The organism is Corallococcus sp. AB018, from assembly GCF_003986945.1.
Lineage (GTDB): Bacteria > Myxococcota > Myxococcia > Myxococcales > Myxococcaceae > Corallococcus > Corallococcus exiguus.
Window position 1 is genome coordinate 26,657 of sequence record NZ_RAWR01000057.1, and the last position, 18,730, is coordinate 45,386.

Sequence of the window (18,730 nt, forward strand, 5' to 3'; positions counted from 1 at the left end):
CCGCATGAGCGGCACGGCGAGCGGAACGACACGGCAGGAGCAGGAGCGCAGCCGGGTGACGCGGCAGAAGCTGATGACGGCCGCCATCGAAGTGCTGGTGGAGAAGGGCTGGGCGGGGGCGACCATGGGCGCCATCGCCGAGCGCGCGGGAGTGTCACGCGGCGCCTGCCAGCACCACTTCCCGACGCGCGCGGCCCTGGTCGCGGCCGCCGTCGAGCACGTCTTCCGCCAGCAGGTCGAAGAGCTGGTGCGGCGCGCGAAGGGCCTGCCGGAGAGCCGGCGGCGCGTCGAGCCGCTGCTGAACCTGCTCCACGACGTCTACGCCGGCCCGCTCTTCACCGCCGCGACGCACCTCTGGGTGGCGGCCGTGGCGGATGAAGAGCTGAAGGCCATCCTGCTGCCGTTGGAGACGCACGTCGGCCGTGAAGTACACCGGCTCACCGTCGAGCTGCTGGGGCTCGATGAGCGCGACCGCGACGTCCGCGACGCCGTGCGTGCGACGCTGGACCTCCTTCGCGGACTGGCGTTGGCGAACCTGCTCCACGACGACACGGCCCGGCGCCGCAAGGTGTTGGCCCACTGGGCGCGGACGCTCGAAGCGCAGCTCACGCCCAAGCGCGCGACGCAGGCGGACTGAGCCTGGTCGCGCGCCGGTCTCTCGCCAGACTCAGCAGCGGTAGAGGTACGTCAGCGCGGTGATGTCCGTGCTGGTGAACTCACCGGTCGGGTTCGCCGGGAGGCAGGCGTTGAAGATGGACCCGTTCACGTAGGACGTGGAGGGCGTGCCAGGGATGAGGATGGCGCCCACGCCCGCCGTGCCCTCGCTGCCGCCCGTGCCGCAGCTGATGACCTGGGAGTAGTAGTCCGAGTGGCGCATGCCGACCGCGTGCCCCAGCTCGTGGGTGATGATGTGCTCGACCGTGTCGAGCGGCGAGGTGTTCCACCCCGTGCCGATGTTGATGGTCCCGTAGGGAAGGCCACCGGAGGGGTAGCCCGAGCTGTAGACCATGCCCGCCGCGGTCGCCGCCGTGATGTTCGCGTTGCAGCCGGTGGTCGGGCCCCGCACCATCGTGAAGCAGAGACCCAGGGCGTTGTAGTTCTGGATGGCCAGGTCCAGGCCCTGGCTGAGGCGGCTGTAGGTGTTGAACGCGGACGTGGGGTTGATGCAGATCTTCCTCACGACCGCCTTGTTGATGACGTTCGTCGTCCGGTACTGCTCCTCGCTGTCCCCACCGGACTGGAGCATCTCGCGGGACGCCTCGACGCTCACCTGCGCGTCGCCGCCCACGTAGACGGACTCGTCCACGACCTTGATGTCGCGGGCCTGGAACCCCGCCTCGATCAGGTTGGAGATGGTCTCCTGGTGCTCTGGCCCCAGGTCGGTCCCACAGCCGGACAGCAACGCACCACAGCCCACCACGAGCACTGCCGCACTCTTGAACATGGTCGTCTCCCCTCGGTCTGGCTTCAGCGCGCGACGATGTCGGCGTCCACCAGGTACGGGGACGCAGCGACAATCGCTTCCATCGTCCAACCCCGGTTGGCGCCACGGCCGGTCGCGTCGCAATCGCCGTCGGTGTGGACGCCCACCAGGTGGCCCTGACGGTTGATCACGCCCGCGCCGGAGCTTCCGACCAGGGTGTCCAGGTCCACGTAGTAGACCAGTGAGTCGCAGGCATCCAGGTAGTCGCCTTCGGCGATGACCTTGGGCTTGCCCCGGGGATGCTGGATGATGGCCAGCCGCTCGCTGGGAACGGCTGAAAGCAGGACCGGCGTCACCTGGGGAATCACGTCCAGTTTGATGAGCGCGTAGTCGGGTTCGAGCGACTGCTCGATGACAGTGCCCTCGGTGATGAGCGGGTCTCCGTCAGCCTGCTCCTCGAAGTTGAAGACGAGCAGCGGCCGGTCACCGAGAGAGGCACAATGTCCCGCCGTCACCACCACGGGACCCGCGCTCGCTTCAATCAATGTTCCGGTGCAGCGCCCGTCAATCAGGACGACCGCGTCCTCGACCGTCTGCGCGACGTCCGCGAACTCGCCCTGGTAGCTGTTGATGGGAGTGAAGTTCTCGGTCGGGCCACACTGCGTCTGGCCGCGAACCTCCGGAGGCTGGCGCACCCGCGACGCCGCGGGGCTCTCACACACCACCGGATGTGAATCCGCGGGCACCTCTTCCTTTCCACAGGCCGTAAGGCCCAGGAGGATGAAGGTGCCCGCGAGGATGCGACCCCTCGGACTCATGAAGGACTCAAGGGGTCGCAACGCCATTGCTTAGTAGATGGCGTTCAGCGCCGTGATGTCGGAGCTGGTCCACTCGCCCGTCTCCGTCGAGCGGAAGCAGGAGTTCATGATGGAGCCGCCGACCGTCGCGGTGCTCGGCGTGCCGCTGATGAGGATGGCGCCCACGCCCGCCGTGCCCTCGTTGCTGGCGGCGCCGCCGCAGCTGATGGCGCGGTTGTAGTAGTCCGAGTGACGGAAGCCGACGCAGTGGCCGAGCTCGTGCGTGATGACGTGCTCGTTCACGTCCACGCTGTAGGTGTTCAGGCTGGTGCCGATGTTGATGGTGCCGTAGGGCTTGCCGCCCGACGGGAAGCCCGCGGAGCCGCCGGCGCCGGAGGTCACCGTCGCGGTGATGTTCGCGCTGCAGCCCGTGGAGGGGCCACGCACCATCGTGAAGCTCAGGCCGCGCTGGTTGTAGTTCTGGATGGCCAGATCCAGGCCCTGGCTCAGGCGGGTGTAGCTGTTGAACGTGGACGTGGGGTTGATGCAGATCTTCGTCACGCTCGAAGCGACGACGTTCGTCGTGCGGTACTGCTCCTGGGTCTCCTTGGCCGCGGGCTGGAGCATCTCGCGGGACGCCTCCAGGGTGACGTGCGCGTCACGGCCCACGTACACCTGACCCTCGGCGACCATGATGTCGTCCGCGGGGAAACCGGCCTCGACCAGGTTGGAGACGATCTCCTGGTTCTCGGTCTCCAGGTCGGTACCGCAGCCAGACAGCATCGCACCACAGCTCGCCACGAGGACTGCCGCCTTCTTGAACATTCGTCGTTCCTCTGGTTCGGGGGAGATCCGCTGCCGCCTGACCTTCCCGTCAGCCGCGGACAGCTTGCCCAGCCACTGAGCAACTGCCGGGCCAGCCGCGCTCCAGAGGGAATAACCCGGTTTTGTTGAATTGCTTGGAGCGCCAGCACTCCAGCTTCCAAGAATGTGAGCGTAACGTCACGTGACGCTTTCAATTCCAAGTGGCTGTTGTGACAGAGTTTTTACTCGTCACCCTGGGATTCACTGATTTTCGGACACGGGTGACTTCTTATCGGTCACCCTCCCCAGGGTCGCATTTACTCCCACTATTCCGGAAATCCTCACTGAACGTGCGATAGCTGCGAATTGAATCCACTCCCGGTATTTCCCGTCCCCATGACCATGCGCCCTTCCCTTCCCCTTGCCGCGCTGTTGGGTGCGGCCCTGTCGTTCCTCCCCGGCTGCGAGAGCACGAAGTCGAGCGGCCCTTCCGCATCCGACACGCGAGCCGACAATGCGGCGTCCGTGCAGGCCGCCGAGGCCTGGTCGCGCGCACGCGTGGGAGACCGCGTCACCTATTCCTTCAGTGCGACGCGGGGTCCCGAGCCTCGCGGTGGCGGCACCGCGCGCACGGTCCAGGGACAGCTGACGCTGGAAGTGGTGGCCGTGCAGCAACCCTGGGTCTGGGTGCGCGCGGCCTACAGCGATGAGGGCGGCAAGCCACTGCCCCAGGCGAAGCTGGCGAAGGATCTGATCATCCCCGTGCGCGCGGACATGACACGCGCGCTCGACGTGCCGCACGGAGGCACGGCCACCGCGGAGGTCGCCTCCAGCGCGGGACGCAACTGGGAGGCCGTGCGCTACGTCACCGACCAGCGCTCCTTCGATGGTCCCCTGCGCACGCGCGTGTATGCCAATGCGCCGGGCCCGCTGTACCTCGCCCGTGGCCTGATTGAAGGGAGCACGGAGTCCGCCGGCTTCCGCGTGCCGGGGGGATACCAGCTGAAGCTCAAAGAGGTCCGTGAGGGCTCGGCCGATGCCAGCGCCCCGGTGCCCGCGCTGGAGCGGCCCCTGGGCCCGGGCGCGTACTACGAGCGATACGTGGACGTGGGTCCTGGCCCCGGAGTGCAGCGCGTGTGCTTCACCGCGGAGCGCGGTTACCTCCTGCGCACCGAGGGCCCCGTCGACGCCAATGCAGCCCCCTGCTCCGACTTCTCCCAGGCCGAGCCGGAGCCCCTGGAGGAGCTGCTGATGGGCATCCCCTCGGAGGTGGTGTTCACGGAGGACTGGCCGCCCGCCGCGGCGGCCAACGGCGCCCGGGGCACGTTCAGCGCGGAGGGCCACAATGTTCCCGCGCTCATCACCCAGAGCAGCGAGGACGTCGAAGGCACCCAGCGCGCCTTCTCCGAGACCTACGCGGCCGACCCGTGGGCGCCGGGGCTCGCGGGCCTGCCGTATGAAGCGCGCTTCCAGCCGCTCGCCAACACCACCGAGCGAGTGGTGCCGGGCGGCAAGAACGAGCCCGAGGGCGGCACGAAGATCGTGCGCTGGGGCTCGTGGCTCGCGGGACAGAAGTAACGCGGGTGACACGCGTCACGGAGCGGGAGTGTCGCTCCGTGCGCTGTCATTGCCACGCACCCATTCGACCTGGAGCACCGCGCCAGATGGGCGGTGAGTCCATTCCTGGAAGGACGCGCGGAACGCCTCCACGGCCGCGAACAACGGACTGGACGGATGCCAGGACAACGCAGCCGCGTCCCGTGCTTCACGCACCTCCAGACCGATGAGCAGCGCTCCTGAAGCCTGTGCGGGTTGCAGCGGACGAACGGAGAGACGGCGGTCTCCTTCCAGCCGATACACCAGGGCCGTGACGTGTCCGAGGATCCACCCCGCGACGACCTCCCGGTCCTCGGCGGTGGGCGCGTCGACGGACAGGCGCAACATGACTGGTGGGGTCTCATTGGCGCCCAGAGGCTGGAAAAGCGTCGCCCAGGCGGAAGGCGTGCGTGAGGTCCGGGCCTTGGCCACGAGCTCGCGAGCACGGAGCAGTTCCTCCCGGATGACGCGGTAGGTGGACCGCGACACGTTGCGCGCGGTGTTTCGAGCAGGGAGCGCGGGGGCGATGACGGGCAGGAGATCGCGCTTTCCTTCAGGCCGGTAGCGCGCGGTTTCGGGCGTGAGCGTCACGGGTTGCGGCCACGGCCAGGAGGCGAAGGTGCCGAAGAAGTGCGCGAGCAGCGCCGCGTCGGACCGCATGGCATCCGGAGTCGCGCGGGTGCAGGCCCAGGCCGCGAGCAGCGTCCACGACAACCCACCGAGATAGCCCAGCGCGTGTGAGTAGATGCCCCGGGCCCTGGCCCAGGCCTTCACCGCGAGCATCAAGGTCTGGAACCGCGCGGTCCGCTCGGCGTCACGAGCGACGGCGTTCATCAGGCCCAATGTATCGGCCAGGCCCAACACGGCGCGGAGGCCCGCGGGGTCGAGCCGCTCGCCGTGCTGCTCAAGCAGCGTCAGGGGGGCCTCCGGGGGCACGCCCTCCGGACGGCTCGCATAGGCCAGGTCGAAGCTCACGCCTCCGAGCGACAGCTTCACCAGCGGGATGGCGGCGTCCGCCACATAGCGGGCCGTGCCCGGTGCCAGTTCCTGGAGGAGCGCTCGCGCGAAGTCATCGCGGGGCAGGCTCGCCGGTCCGATGGCGACCGCGTCCACGTCACTGCCCGCGCCATCCGTGCCCAGGAGATAGGAGCCATACGGATGCAACGTGGCGCCGATCCGTTCGCAATGCTGACGCAGTTGAGCCACCGCCGCGGTCCTGGCGGCGTGTCCTTCGTGTGACTCGGCGGCGCCGATGGAGGCCAGTGCATCGCGCAGAGGAGCGTCTTCGTGCTCCGGGATTGCGCGGGGCGCCTGTGCCAGGGGAATGCGCCGGATGACCTCGAAGGGCGTGTCACCCTTCCTCCGGATGAGGCAGAGCTCGCCCACGCGGAACTTCAGCGGCCGCCATGCGCGCTGCCACTCGTCGAGCATGCGGATGATGTCCGCGGAGAGCGGAAGCTGTCCCACGGAGAGATGGGGCGTGAAGCCACCGTGAGCGGACGAGGCGCATTCGGGAAGGGCCGCCACGAGCTTCGCGTGCAGGGCCGCCAGCGCGTCGGAGGGCTGGTCGTCAGGGCGGAGCCACGCTGTCGCATTGGCGCGGTGCTCGAAGTGGCCGAACGTGGAGAGCGTCACGTCGAAGGGTTCGACGCCCTGAAGGGCCTCCAAGAGGATGGCTTCCGCCGTCTCGAAGTCCTCTTCCGGAACGAAGGGATACAACAGCGTGATGTGAGGCATCCACCGCTGGAACTTCGCGTCGTGCTTCTTGCGCAGCGCCTGGATGGGGCCCCAGACGTCGTCAGGAGGGATGAGCACCAGGGCCGTGTGATGGACCAGCGCCGTGGAGGGCGCCTCGCGAGACTCGATAGCCTTACGGCGCAGGACACAGCGCAGGCCGAAGTGATCCGAAGCGAAGAGGGCCTGTCCGCTGGGCCCGGGCGGTCCCGCCAGGGGCGCTTCGCCGAAGAGTTCCACGGACTCAGGAGCGAGCCGGCCCGAAGGAGACACCACCAGCACCCGGTCCAACCGCCGGAGCGTTCCCGAGACGGTGGTGAGCGCCGCCAGGCTGTTCAACCGAGGGTTGAATGTCTCCCCCGCTTCCGAAGGTCTCAGCGAGGACCACGCATCCACGAAACCAGCGCGCGCGAAGGACTCTGCTTCCGGCGCACCGTCGCCAAAGTTGAAGTCACCGGCCAGCACCAGGTCCGGGGCCTCGGTCTCGCTCGTGGAGCCGAGCACGCGGGCCCACTCAAGGAGGGCCTCGACCTGGACGGCGCGCGCGGAGGCTCCGGACGCATCCCGGTCGCTCGTCAGGTGCGGAGTGGCCACCCACAGCGTTCCGTCCGACAGGTGCAGTTCGGCGGCGATGATCCGCTTGTCTCGGGAGAAGACGCGCTGCCACAAGGAGGCGAACGGCACGCGCGATAGGAGCACCTGTCCGTAGGGCGTCACGGTCTGCGCGCCGGGACCATCAGACATCCAGAAGTGTTCGCGCACCCAGGGTTCGGAGAGCAGGGCTTTGAGGAACGACGGGGTGACTTCCTGGAGCGCGATGACGTCCGCGTCGGTCTCTCGGAGCAGCGCGAGCGCCGCCGGGGTCCTGCGTTCGGTCGCCAGCAACTGCGCGTCGTACAGGTCGAAGAGGACGTTGAAGGTGGCGACGGTGAGCGGCGCCGAGGTGGGAAGCGCGCGGCCGGGCTCACGAGGGGCCTGGGCCCACGATCCAGAGCGCGCGTCGTACCGCCATGCGGGCAAGGGCGTGAACCCAGGCACCGTGACGGGCTGGGGTGGCGCGGTCTCTTCCGCGGGCCGGGTATTGCTCAGCAGGTCGATGCGCGCCTTGCGGTCCCACACCACCAGGGTCCCGCGCTTGAAGTACCAGACGCGGTGCCACGGAATCTCGCCGTCGGGGACGAACGCCTCGAAGGGCATCTCCTCCAGCGCGCCGCGGTGAGCGTCGTAACCGACGACGAACTCGCGGGCGTCATGCCGCGAGTCCCACCGGATCCGGTGATACACCTCGCGGCTGGTCGTGAAGCGTTCCTGGGACATGGCGGGGCTCGTGGCGAAGGGTACTGGAAGGCACGCCAAGATGGGCCGCGCACGCGCCGCGTTGACGCGAGGAATTGAACGAGCCTGACGCGACACACGCTGGCCCGTGTCTTGCCATGAAGCCCTCATGGAGGAAGACACGGAATGGGTATTCGCGCAGGCGTGGTGGGGGCGGGGTTGGTGTTCATGTCTTTGCTATCGGTGGGTTGCAGCGACCAATCCCCGACAATCGATCCGCAGGAGGGGCCCGTCACGGATCCGTCCGATGGAAACGAAGTTCCCTCGCTCCCCCCTCCGGGTTCCCTTCCGGACGCCGGCACGCCCCCTCCGGATGAAGATGGCGGGACACCCGATGCCGGCGAAACTCCCGACGCGGGGACGCCGCCGGATCCCGATGCCGGCACCGGCGAGACGCCCGACGCAGGGCCCTGGCCCACGGACGCGGTGCTCGACTACACGCGCTCGTTCGGCGCCGGCACTCCCCAGAGCGTCGGCGTTGATGAAGGCCTCAACCTCTGGCTCCTCGACGGCCGCCGCATCGGAGTGCTGCGCCCGGGCGACACCCGGCCGACGTGGAGTTCAAACGTCGGGCAGGCGGCGGAGCCGTTCGGCCCGGACACGCTCGCGACGGGCTCCACCGTCATCTGCGGCGGTGAAGCCGGACGCGCATACGTGGGCTATTCCGCCAACGAGATGAAGCGTGCCGAAGGCATCGAGCAACGCACGTACATCCCCTGGAGGGGCGAGGCGGGCTACTCCGCCGAACGCTTCGCCGAGTACCGGAAGGGAGACCTCGACGCGGTCCGCCTCCAGACTGACGGCAGCGTCAAACTCGAGGAGCATCTCTGGCGCACCACTGGCGCGTCGAACGCGGGCCGCGAGGCGGGCATCCACAACACCAATGACTTCCACTACGAGGAGGACCGCTCCGTCCTCAACTGCGCTCGCGTGACTCGTGGCCGCGACCGCGGCGACCTCTACATCACCACCAACCACGGCGTGACGCGCGTCCAGGGGCTCACCTACAACAGCCACCGCCACCCGGGCTGGTACCTCTTCGAGGACGGCTCGGAATGGGGCTCGCTGCAGTGCCCCTACATGCACGGCCTGGGCATCGGGCAGAACGGTGACGTGCTCGTCGCCAACGAGCAGATGGTCGGCGTGCTCGTGCCCAGCCCCAAGCTGGAGGACTGGGACCGCGAGCAGACCTGGGAAGGCCCCACGCCCTGGTCGTTCAAGAGCTACAACGACGCGCTCAACGGCCAGGCCACCGACGACTACTGGCGCGCCTTCGAGCAGGCCCGCTCGGGCCGCTACTATCTGGGCAGCGAGCAGTACGGCGTCTGGGGGATGACGCCGAAGAACCGCTCCACGGGAAGCTGGTCGAAGCTGGCGGGGCTGCCGACCAACCGCATCCGCTCGCTCAAGGCGACGGACGACGGCGCGCTCTACATCGGCACGGACGGCGCCGGCCTCTGGCGGCTGGAAGCGGATGGCACCACGCTGGCCCAGGTGCGAGACGTGTCCGGCCAGCGCGTGCTGCAGATGGTCTACGAGCCCACCGTGACGCCGAGCATGCTGCTCGTCCTCACCGACAAGGGGCTCACGGTCCTCCGGGGACCGTAAGCCCAGGCCCTCAGGAGAGCTTCGCCAGGGTGGGCAGCACCTGTCCGCTCATTCCCTGGACGAAGTGGTGGAAGCGCTCCGTGTTCGCGGCGGACTCGTAGTTCACGAGCCACGTGTCCCCGCGCACGGAGCGCACCTCGTCCACGATGCCCGCCGCGGGCCACACCGCTCCGGACGTGCCCGCGGCCAGGAACACCAGCCGCGTGCCGTCGTTGCGCGTGATGAACTCGCCAATGCGCGCCAGGTCCTTGGGGTCCAGCATCTCCCCGAACCAGACGATGTCCGGCCGCAGCCGGCCCCCGCAGCCGTCGCACTTCGGCACCGTGCCCGACGGGTGCACGGAGGTGTCGGCGAAGGGCGCACGCTGGCAGTCCGCGCACTTCGTGCGGAAGAGGTTGCCGTGCATGTCCACCACGCGCTGGCTGCCCGCCTTGGTGTGCAGGCCGTCCACGTTCTGCGTGGCCAGGAGGAAGCGGTCACCCAGGTGCTGCTCCCAGCGCACCAGCGCGTCGTGGCCCGGGTTGGGCTTCACGTCCGCCGCCCCCGTCCGGCGCTGCGAGTAGAAACGCCAGACAAGCGCGGGGTTCGCCTCGAAGCCCTGCGGGGACGCCACCGCCTCCACGGGGTGGTTCTCCCACAGCCCGTTCATGCCCCGGAAGGTGGGCACCCCGCTCTCCGCGGAGACTCCGGCACCGGTGAGCACGAGCAGGCGGGTTTTCGAATCCAGGACGAGCGGTTCCACACGACCTCCAGTGCCAGCCGGCACGAGGGTTGTTAGAAGGGGCGAGACTGAATTCCTGACAGAGGACCCATCATGGCCGAAGTCACCCTGGATCTGCGCGGTCAGCCCAAGACCGAGGCATACGCCGAGCTGAAGACCCACGCGCTCGCCATCCTCGAAGGCGTGGATGACGACATCTGCGCGATGGCGACGATGAGCAGCCTGCTGCACAACGCCTTCGGCCACCTGTGGACGGGCTTCTACCGGGTGGTGACGCCCGGGAAGCTGCTGCGCGTGGGCCCCTACCAGGGGACGCTCGGGTGCCTGGAGATCACCTTCGGCAAGGGCGTGTGCGGCACGTCCGCGGCGAAGGGCGAGACGGTGGTGGTGCCGGACGTGCACGCCTTCCCGGGCCACATCACCTGCGACGGCCGCTCCGCGTCGGAAATCGTGGTGCCGGTGTACGGGCGCAACCGCGAGCTGCTCGCCGTGCTCGACATCGACTCCGAGCACAAGAACACCTTCGACGACGTGGACCGCGCGGCGCTGGAGGACCTGATGTCCTGGTTCCAGCACCGCACGGCCTGATTCCGCGCGGCGTTCAGCGCTTCGAGAGACGGGCGTAGGCCACGGCCAGCGCCCCCGCGAAGCGCGCGTTGTTCTCCAGGAGCGCCAGGTTCGTCTTGAGGGTCTTGCCCCCGGTGCGCTTCGCCATCTCGCCCAGGAGGAACGGCGTCACGGCCTTGCCGCGAACGCCCTGCCGGTCCGCATCCGCCAGCGCCGACGCGATGTGCAGCTCCACGTCGTTGCGAGGCAGCGCGGCCTCCACCGGAGGCGGCACGGTGTAGAGCACGCCGCCCTGCCCCAGCATCTCGAAGCGAGCGTGGGCGATGCGCGCGGCGGCCTCCGCGTCGTCCGCGCGGTGCTCCAGGGAGAGGCCGGACTCACGGCTGTAGAAGGACGGCAGCTCGTTCGTGCCCACGCCGATGACAGGCACGCCCGCGGTCTCCAACAGCTCCATCGTCTTGGGCAGGTCCAACACGGACTTGGCCCCCGCGCACACCACGGCGACGGGGTAGCGAGACAAGGCCGCGATGTCCTGCGAGATGTCCCAGTGCTCGGAAGCGCCCCGGTGCACGCCGCCGATGCCGCCGGTGGAGAAGACGCGGATGCCCGCCGCCGCGGCCAGCTCGCACGTGGCGCTCACGGTGGTGCCGCCGCTGGCGCGGGTAGCCACCGCCACGGCCAGGTCGCGCGAGCCCACCTTGAGGAGCTTCTCCTTGCCCTCGGCCAGGCGGCGCAGCGTGGCGTCCTCCAGGCCAATCCACACCTCGCCGTCCACGAGCGCGATGGGCGCGGGCACGGCGCCGGCGCGGCGGATGGCCTCCTCGCACGCGCGAGCGGCAGCCAGGTTGTCAGGGTACGGAAGGCCCTGCGCGACAACGCTCGTCTCCAGTGCCACCAGCGGCTGCCCGGAGTCCTTCGCGCGCCGCACCTCGTCCGAATAGCGGAAGTCCATGGGCGGGCATTTACGCCACGGCCGGGGCGGACGGACAAGCACGGGCGTGGGGAAACGTCGGCGTGACATCGCCACACCCGGCCCGGAGCACCGCGCGTGCGTGTCACCTGACAGGGAAGCGCGCGGACGCGGGTGTTCGTTGCAGCCCCGTCGGTTGCATCTGGACTCGCGCCGCCCTATGCCCCGCCGCCGTGAGCACCTCGTCGCCCGCGGTCGCAGCGCCTGCCCGTCTCCTCTCCGCCTCCGACCTGGCGATGATCGCCGTCGTGGTCGTCTGGGGGACGAACTACACCCTGGTGAAGGACGCGCTGGAGGGCATGCCGGCGGGGGCCTTCATGTCGCTGCGCTTCGGGCTCGCCGCGCTCGCGATGGGGCTCGTGTTGCTGGCGGTGGAAGGCCACAAGCCGATGCCGTGGAAGACGTTCCTGCGGCTCACCGCGCTGGGGTTCGTGGGCAACACGCTGTACCAGCTGTGCTTCATCGAAGGCCTCTCGCGCACCACGGCGGCCAACAGCGGCATGCTCACGGCGGTGAGCCCGGTGGTGACGGCGGCGCTTGGCGCGGCGCTGGGCATCGAACGGCTGCGACGCCCCGTCGTCGCGGGGCTCTCGCTCGCGGTGGTGGGCACGCTGCTCGTCGTGGGCGCGCGAGGCCCGAACCTGGGCGCGGAGACATGGACAGGTGATGCGCTGATTGTCGGCAGCTCGCTGTGCTGGTCCATCTACACGGTGGGCACACGCGCCGTGGGAGAAGGCATCTCCGCGCTGCGCGTCACCGCCATCACCATGCTCACGGGCGCCCCTGGGGTCGTGCTGGCCGGCGCGTCCCAGGTCGTCGCGATGGACGCGTCGCGAGTGAGTGCCGCGGGCTGGGTGGCGCTTGTGTACTCGGCGCTGGTGCCGCTGGTGCTCGCGTACTTCGTGTGGTTCCGCAGCGTGCAGCAGGTGGGCACCAACCGCACGACGCTCTACGGCACCGGCATCCCCGTGGTCGCCGCCCTCACCGCCTGGGTCGTCCGCGGTGAACGCCCCACCCTGTTCCAGATGCTCGGCGCGGCGCTCATCCTCACGGGCGTGTTGATCAGCCGCCGCAAGGACAGCACCATCACCAAGGCCTGACCGCGCTCAGCCGCGAGTCCCCCGCTCCAGCGTCAGCCCGTACTCCTCCATCTTCCGGTCGAGTGTGGGCCGGCTGATGCCCAGCAACTCCGCCGCGCGGACCTTCTTCCATCCGGACTCGCGAAGCGCCTCCGCGATGGCGTCGCGCTCCAGACGGGCCACCTGCTCCTGCAACGTGCGAGGCGCCTGCCCCACCGCGCCCTCGCGCACCTCCGGAGGCAGCTGCGGGATGCCCACATGGCCCGCCGCGTACACGCGTCCCAGCCGCTCCGCGACCAACTCCAACTCGCGCACGTTCTGCGGCCACGGATACTCCGCCAGCAGACGCCGGGCCTCGGGTCCCAGCACCGGCGCTTCCCGCCCGCCCTGCCGGGCACCGCGCAGCGCGAAGTGCTCCAGCAGCACCGGCACGTCCCCCCGCCGCTCGCGAAGGGGCGGGACCTCCAGCTCGAAGCCCGTAAGCCCCCGGGCCAGCGCCGCGTCGAACTCTCCCCGGGACGCGAGCCGCGACACCGGCGAGCCACTGGTGGCGACGATGCGCACGTCCACGGGCTCCTCTCCGCCCTGCCGCGCCGGAGCCGCGCGCCGGGCCAGCATCCGCGCCAGGCGCTCCGCCGCCGGCCGGGGAAGCGCCTCCACGTGGCGCAAGAGCAGCGTGCCCGCGTCCGCGCGTAGCACCGCGGACGTCACCGGAGGCTGGCCGGGCGCACCCGCTCGGCCGAAGAGCGCCACCTCCACCGCCTCCAGGGACTGCCGGCACTCCACCGTCACCCACGGCCCCAGCGCACGAGGGGACTTCCCATGGAGGAAGTGCGCCAGCAGCGCCTTGCCCGTGCCCGGCTCGCCATGCAGCACCACCGGGGCGGCACTGCCCGCCGCCCGCCGAGCCTCCTCCACCACGCCCCGGAACGCCCGCGACGTCCCCAGCGGCGTCACCCACGGCGTCTCCGCGGCCTCCGCCTCGCCGCGAGAGCGCACCGCCGTGTAGGCCTCGCCGCCCAGCCGCCCCAGCGACGCGAGCAACTGGCCCTCGCCCTCGGTGAACGGCGACTCCTCGCGCTCCACGTACAGCACGCCAAAGGGCATCCCGCCCGAAGCCACCAGCGGCGAGCACAGCGCCGTGTCCGTCCGCCCCAATTCCTTGCGCTCCAGCGCCGCCTGAACCAGCGCGCGAGGAACCTCCACGGACGCCGCGCCGGACACCGCCGCCGTGCGAAGCCCCTCCGGCCCACTCAGCAGCGCCGCGGCGCGGTCCGCGTTGAGCGCGTGCGCCATCTCCTCCGATAGCCGCCGCAGCACCATGGCCTCGCTGGTGGCCCCCAGCAGCGCCGTCCCCGCCGAGTACATCGCCGCGGCCGCGCCCACGTGCGGCAGCACCTCTTCGATGGGCACGTGCGCCGGCTCCGGAACGACCACGCCGGAGGGCTCGTCGACGATGGACACCGGCGGCGGCTCGTACACCGCGATGGTGGCGCCCACGCGCATCCGGTCACCCGGCCGCAGCACCGCCTCTTCCTGGAGCGCCAGCCGCTGCCCGTTGAGGAGCGTGCCATTGGTGGAGCCCAGGTCGCGCAGCCGCACCTGTCCCGCGACGGTGTCCAGGAACAGCTGCGCGTGGCGGCGCGACACCTGGTCGTCTTCCAGCGGGATGTCGCAGGAGGGACTGCGGCCGAGGGTCAGCTGGGAGACGACCTCGTACCGGCGCCCCGCTGACGGGCCTGTGAGCAGCAGCAATGCCGGCATGCGGACGGGCAGCCTAGCAGCGCCCCTCGGGGCGCCCGCAAGACGCGTCGGGTTGGACGCGCAGCGCTACATGGGACGTTCGGCGTTCAAAAGAGCGCGCAGCTCGGACTCGTTGAGCGCGCGGCCCTCTCGGGCGATGGCCAGGGCGTTGATCTGCTTCTCCTCCACCTCCACGTGGGCCCCCTTGCGCCACTCCGTGGTGTGCACCGCACCGTCCACCAGCCGGCCCACGACGGAGCCCTCGTCCCGGGCCACCGCCTCCAGCCACAGGTTCTCCACCACCACCTCGCCCTCCGGGTGTGTCTCGAAGGGGGCCCGCACCAGGAACGTGAGGGGCTCCATCAACCCCTTACGCTGGAAGCGCGCCAGGAACGCGGGCAACAGCGCCTGCGCCTCCTCGTGCATGGCCTGGGTCTGCTCGGCCGGTTCCTTGGCGAAGCGCTCCCGGTACGTCGACAGGAGCTCCGCCGTGTTGTGCCGGCCCAGGGGCGACACCACCGTGAGGAACAGCCCCTCGTGGCCATCGAAGGCATCCAGCGGCACGCCCAGCAGGTTCGCGCGGGCCTCCTCCGACGGCACCAGGGTGAAGCTCTGGCCCTCGCTGGTGGCCACCTCCGAGCGCAGCGCCGGCCCCTGCGCGAACGCCAGGTCCGTGCACAGCTCGTGGAGGAAGCTCTCCGCGGCCAGCAGGTCGCCCTCGCCCAGGTGGAAGATCTCCACGTCGCGCGCGCCGAACTTCTCCATCCCGTGCGAGTGCACCCACAGCGGCGTGTCCCCTTCCGCCAGTTCGATGGCGTGCAGGTGCACGTGGTCGCGGATGTCGAAGTCCAACTCGGTGATCTCGACCACGTCCTCGGGCTCGTGCAGCTTGAACGCCGTCAGGTCCACGAGCACGCCCGGCGCCTGCTCCATCAGCGTGCGCACGGTCCACAGCGCCTCGAAGACGGGCAGCGTGGGCTGCGCGCCGCCCGGCTCCAGGAGGAACGCGAAGCAGGCCTGCGACTTCTCCACGCGCGCGAAGGCCTCCGGGCTGCCGCTGAACAGCTCCTGGGGGACGCGAGGACGGCCGTCGCTCAGAGGCTTGAGCACCACCTTCACCTCCGAGCCGTCCGCACGCACGGTGAAGCCCCAGTCGCCCTCGTGCGGCACGAACTCCACCTCGTCCGTCGCGAACGCCGCGCGCAGCGCGTCCAGGGCTGGCGGCACGGACTGCTCGGTGGCCAGGACGTAGACCTCCTTCACAAGTGCTTCTCTATCTGTCGGAAGAGGTCCACGCGGTCCACCAGGTTGGTGAGGTAGTCCAGCTTGTCCGTCCCCAGCACCAGCACCGGTGACAGCGAATAGCCCTCGAACCACTCCTCGTAGAGGGCGTTGAGGCGCTTCAGGTAGGCGGTCGGGATGTCCTTCTCCATGGTCCGCCCGCGCAGGCGGATGCGCTCCTTCAGGGTGATCACCGGGCAGCGCAGGTAGATCATCAAGTCGGGCGGCCGGAGCGACTGGGAGATGGTCTGGTACAGCTCCCAGTAGGTGGACCAGTCGCGCTTGTCGATGAGCCGCTGCCGGTGGAGGTTCTTGGCGAAGATTTCCGCGTCCTCATAGAGGGTCCGGTCCTGGAGCACGGTGCCCGGCGTGCGCTCCAGTTCCCGGTGCAGGCGGAACTTGTGCGTCAGGAAGAAGAGCTGTGAGCGGAACGCCCACGTCTTCATGTCCTTGTAGAAATCCGCGAGATAGGGGTTCTGGTCATTGGGCTCGAAGGACGGCGTGAGGCCGTACTTCCGGCACAGGAAGGACGTGAGCTCCGTCTTTCCGGCTCCGATGTTGCCCGCGATGGCGATGAGCTTTTTCCTGGCCACGCCACCCTTGCTTGTAACCCCAGCGAGCGGCATTCACCAGAAACAATGGCGGGGGGAGCCATGGTAGATAAAGTGCATGCCCCCGCCCCGTTCCGCACGTCCAGGAGCCCGTGCCGGCGCCCGCGCCGCGCCGCCTGGCTGCCCGACCGGTGAGCGGCACCCCCAGGGCCCTTCCGGCGCGCAGGCCCCCCGGTAGGAGGAAAGGCGACGCATGTTGCGCAAGCTGTGGTGCATCCTGGTGGTCACGGTGTGGTCCCCGATCTGCTTCACCCTCGCATGCCTCGCGATGCTGGTGACGCTCAACCCGTCGCGCTCGGTATGGGTCGCCCGATGGATCTGGTCGCCCGTGCTCCTGTGGGCCGGTGGCGCGAAGCTGGAGGTCATTGGCGGGGAGAACGTGGACCCGAAGCGGCCCACCATCTACGTCGGCAACCACATGTCCACACTCGACATCCCGGCCCACTTCTTCGCCGTGCCGGTGGACTTCCGTTTCGTCGCCAAGTCGCAGCTGCGCTTCGTGCCGTTCATCGGCTGGTACCTCTGGCTCGCGGGCCACGTCTTCATCAACCGCGGAGACCGTTCGTCCGCCATCGCGTCGCTTGAAAAAGCCGCCCGGAAGATCCGCGCGGGCACCAGCATCTTCCTTTACCCGGAGGGCACCCGCTCCCCGGACGGCCGCGTGCTGCCCTTCAAGAAGGGCCCCTTCGCGCTCGCGCTCAAGGCCCGCGTGCCCATCTGCCCCGTCACCATCGAGGGCACCGACAACGTGATGCCCAAGAACTCGTGGAACATCTCCCCGGGTCCAGTGCGCGTGAAGATTGGCCGCCCCATCGACACCAGCGGCTTCGCGGACAACGACCGCGAGGGCCTGGCCCGCGCAGTGCGCGAACAGATCATCGCCGACAGCCTCTCCCTGGGCGGCAAGGGCGGTGACCCGGACACCGCCGTCGCCGCGCCGAACCGCGAGGGCGTCGCGCAGCTTGCCTCCTCCGTCACCTCCAAGGCCTCCTGAGCTCCCCGTGCCCCTGACGCCGCCCTCGAACCGCCTCCGCACGCTCCGTTGGCCCGCCGCCCTCCTGGGGCTGGGGCTGGGGCTGCTCGCCACCGGCTGCGGCCATGGCCAGTCCCAGGCCCCCGCGCTGTCTCCCCAGGCCCAGGCGCGCGCCTACCTGGACGGCAACCAGCCGGATGAGGCGGTAAAGCTCCTGCGGGAGCTGCACGCGCGCACGCCGGACGACGTGGACGTGGCCCGCGCCCTCACCGAGGCCCAGGTGAAGGCCGGCCGCGCGGACGCCTGGGCGGAGGAGCTGCGCCAGGCCATCGCGAAGAACGAGCGCGCGGTGGACCAGTACATGCTGGGCCTGACGCTCTTCTCCCGGGCCCGGGACGCGGGTGCCCCCACCGTGGCCGCCTTCGAGCGCGCCATCGCGCTGTCTCCCACCACCGCGGAGTTCCATTACCGCCTGGGCGTGGCGCGCCTGGAGTCGGAGCAGTACACCGCCGCCCTGGGCCCGCTGCGCAAGGCCGTGGAGATGGCCCCGGAGCGCGCGGGATGGAAGCTGCCCCTGGCCAAGGCCCTGGCCCGCACGGGCGACACGGCGGGCGCCGTGGAGGCCCTGGGCACCGTCGTGCGCGGCAGCCCTACCCCCGCGGAAGTCGCCACCGCACGGGCGCTGATGAACCCGCTGGCGGACCCGTTCCAGAACTTCCCCAAGGCGGCGGAGGCGAAGCTCGAGGAGGGCATGCGCTACCTGCACGAGCTGGACGCGCCCCAGCACGCCCTCATCGCCTTCGAGGAGATCCTCCACGACTACCCGGACCTGGCCGTGGTGCACGCCCTCCTGGGGCTGGCCTACCAGCGCCTGGATGACGCCGGCCGCGCCGTGGACGAGTTCAAGCAGGCCATCGAGCGCGCCCCCCAGGACGGCAAGAACCAGCTCTACCTGGGGGAGCTGTACCTGTCGCGCCAGCGCACGGAAGCGGCGCGCACCGCCTTCGAGAAGGCCGCGGCGCTCAACCCGCTGCTGGACCTGGCCTGGTTCCGCCTGGGCGACATGCGCCTGGAGGCCCGGGACCTGGACACCGCGAAGGAGGCCTTCCAGGTGGCCGTGACGCTGGCGCCGGACTCGGCGGCCGCGCGCGGCAAGCTGTCGCTCGTGTACCAGTTGCAGGGGGACTACGCGGCCGCGCAGCGCGAGCTGAAGGCCGTGGCGGACAAGGACCCGGAGAACACCGAGTTCGCCCTGCGCCTGGGCCTGCTCTACACCGAGGAGGCCCAGAAGGCCCGCCGCCCCGAGGACCGCCAGAAGGCCGCGAACGAAGCGGAGCGCTGGCTGGGGAAGGTGCTGGAGACCCAGCCCGACAACGCGGTGGCCAGCAAGGCGCTGCAGGTGCTCAAGGGCCAGTAGCCACCGGCGCACCGGCCCCTCTACACTCCGCCTCCGATGAGCGACGCGCGCAAACCCGCCCCTCCCAGCAC

Annotated in this window: 16 protein-coding genes; 7 read left to right on the plus strand and 9 right to left on the minus strand. The window is 69.9% G+C overall.

Going from position 1 to position 18,730, the window contains the following annotated elements; genetic code table 11:
• The first annotated feature begins 4 nt into the window (after positions 1 to 4).
• Positions 5 to 637 (plus strand): TetR/AcrR family transcriptional regulator, encoded by a 633-nt coding sequence (locus tag D7Y11_RS14375; protein WP_120574762.1) that lies wholly within the window; start codon positions 5 to 7, stop codon positions 635 to 637.
• A 30-nt stretch (positions 638 to 667) separates the two neighbouring features.
• Here D7Y11_RS14375 and D7Y11_RS14380 read toward each other — a convergent pair whose 3' ends face one another.
• Genes D7Y11_RS14380 through D7Y11_RS14390 form a run of 3 tightly spaced genes read right to left on the minus strand, consistent with a single transcriptional unit; the run spans position 668 to position 3,045 of the window.
• Positions 668 to 1,444, minus strand: a complete 777-nt coding sequence (locus D7Y11_RS14380; protein WP_121751543.1) for a zinc-dependent metalloprotease — start codon at positions 1,442 to 1,444, stop codon at positions 668 to 670.
• 23 nt (positions 1,445 to 1,467) lie between these two features.
• The gene (locus tag D7Y11_RS14385) at positions 1,468 to 2,268 is read right to left on the minus strand and encodes a serine protease (protein WP_126933985.1); all 801 of its coding nucleotides are present in this window, start codon (positions 2,266 to 2,268) and stop codon (positions 1,468 to 1,470) included.
• A 3-nt stretch (positions 2,269 to 2,271) separates the two neighbouring features.
• A complete protein-coding gene (locus D7Y11_RS14390) occupies positions 2,272 to 3,045 on the minus strand; it encodes a zinc-dependent metalloprotease (RefSeq protein ID WP_120574765.1) in 774 nt (257 codons plus the stop codon).
• Between the two features lie 375 nt (positions 3,046 to 3,420).
• Between D7Y11_RS14390 and D7Y11_RS14395 the strand changes: the two genes are divergently transcribed.
• Positions 3,421 to 4,602 (plus strand): DUF6068 family protein, encoded by a 1,182-nt coding sequence (locus D7Y11_RS14395; RefSeq protein ID WP_120574766.1) that lies wholly within the window; start codon positions 3,421 to 3,423, stop codon positions 4,600 to 4,602.
• A gap of 15 nt (positions 4,603 to 4,617) precedes the next feature.
• Here the strand turns inward: D7Y11_RS14395 and D7Y11_RS14400 are convergent, their stop codons facing one another.
• A complete protein-coding gene (locus D7Y11_RS14400) occupies positions 4,618 to 7,671 on the minus strand; it encodes a poly(A) polymerase (protein ID WP_126933986.1) in 3,054 nt (1,017 codons plus the stop codon).
• A 144-nt stretch (positions 7,672 to 7,815) separates the two neighbouring features.
• Here D7Y11_RS14400 and D7Y11_RS14405 point away from each other — a divergent pair, with 144 nt between their 5' ends.
• Positions 7,816 to 9,297 carry a hypothetical protein gene (locus D7Y11_RS14405; protein ID WP_121751548.1) on the plus strand — a complete coding sequence of 494 codons (1,482 nt, stop codon included), beginning with the start codon at positions 7,816 to 7,818 and terminating at the stop codon, positions 9,295 to 9,297.
• Between the two features lie 10 nt (positions 9,298 to 9,307).
• On the opposite strand, the gene D7Y11_RS14410 is transcribed toward D7Y11_RS14405, so the two are convergent.
• A complete protein-coding gene (locus D7Y11_RS14410) occupies positions 9,308 to 10,039 on the minus strand; it encodes an NAD-dependent deacylase (RefSeq protein ID WP_121751549.1) in 732 nt (243 codons plus the stop codon).
• A 72-nt stretch (positions 10,040 to 10,111) separates the two neighbouring features.
• Here D7Y11_RS14410 and D7Y11_RS14415 point away from each other — a divergent pair, with 72 nt between their 5' ends.
• Positions 10,112 to 10,606 carry a GAF domain-containing protein gene (locus D7Y11_RS14415; protein WP_120574773.1) on the plus strand — a complete coding sequence of 165 codons (495 nt, stop codon included), beginning with the start codon at positions 10,112 to 10,114 and terminating at the stop codon, positions 10,604 to 10,606.
• A gap of 13 nt (positions 10,607 to 10,619) precedes the next feature.
• Here D7Y11_RS14415 and D7Y11_RS14420 read toward each other — a convergent pair whose 3' ends face one another.
• Positions 10,620 to 11,537 (minus strand): pseudouridine-5'-phosphate glycosidase, encoded by a 918-nt coding sequence (locus D7Y11_RS14420; RefSeq protein ID WP_120574774.1) that lies wholly within the window; start codon positions 11,535 to 11,537, stop codon positions 10,620 to 10,622.
• A 191-nt stretch (positions 11,538 to 11,728) separates the two neighbouring features.
• Between D7Y11_RS14420 and D7Y11_RS14425 the strand changes: the two genes are divergently transcribed.
• Entirely contained in the window at positions 11,729 to 12,655 is a 927-nt protein-coding gene (locus D7Y11_RS14425; RefSeq protein ID WP_126933987.1) for a DMT family transporter, read from the plus strand.
• 6 nt (positions 12,656 to 12,661) lie between these two features.
• Here the strand turns inward: D7Y11_RS14425 and D7Y11_RS14430 are convergent, their stop codons facing one another.
• From D7Y11_RS14430 to D7Y11_RS14440, 3 genes are all read right to left on the minus strand, one after another.
• The gene (locus tag D7Y11_RS14430) at positions 12,662 to 14,398 is read right to left on the minus strand and encodes an FHA domain-containing protein (RefSeq protein ID WP_126933988.1); all 1,737 of its coding nucleotides are present in this window, start codon (positions 14,396 to 14,398) and stop codon (positions 12,662 to 12,664) included.
• Positions 14,399 to 14,464: 66 nt separating this feature from the next.
• Positions 14,465 to 15,640 carry a DUF2314 domain-containing protein gene (locus D7Y11_RS14435; RefSeq protein ID WP_120574777.1) on the minus strand — a complete coding sequence of 392 codons (1,176 nt, stop codon included), beginning with the start codon at positions 15,638 to 15,640 and terminating at the stop codon, positions 14,465 to 14,467.
• Positions 15,637 to 16,251 (minus strand): deoxynucleoside kinase, encoded by a 615-nt coding sequence (locus tag D7Y11_RS14440; protein ID WP_120574778.1) that lies wholly within the window; start codon positions 16,249 to 16,251, stop codon positions 15,637 to 15,639. Before D7Y11_RS14440 ends, D7Y11_RS14435 begins: the two co-directional genes overlap by 4 nt.
• 214 nt (positions 16,252 to 16,465) lie before the next feature.
• Here D7Y11_RS14440 and D7Y11_RS14445 point away from each other — a divergent pair, with 214 nt between their 5' ends.
• Positions 16,466 to 17,263 carry a 1-acyl-sn-glycerol-3-phosphate acyltransferase gene (locus tag D7Y11_RS14445; protein WP_121751557.1) on the plus strand — a complete coding sequence of 266 codons (798 nt, stop codon included), beginning with the start codon at positions 16,466 to 16,468 and terminating at the stop codon, positions 17,261 to 17,263.
• A 7-nt stretch (positions 17,264 to 17,270) separates the two neighbouring features.
• Entirely contained in the window at positions 17,271 to 18,659 is a 1,389-nt protein-coding gene (locus D7Y11_RS14450; protein WP_121751552.1) for a lipopolysaccharide assembly protein LapB, read from the plus strand.
• The last annotated feature ends 71 nt before the right edge of the window (positions 18,660 to 18,730 follow it).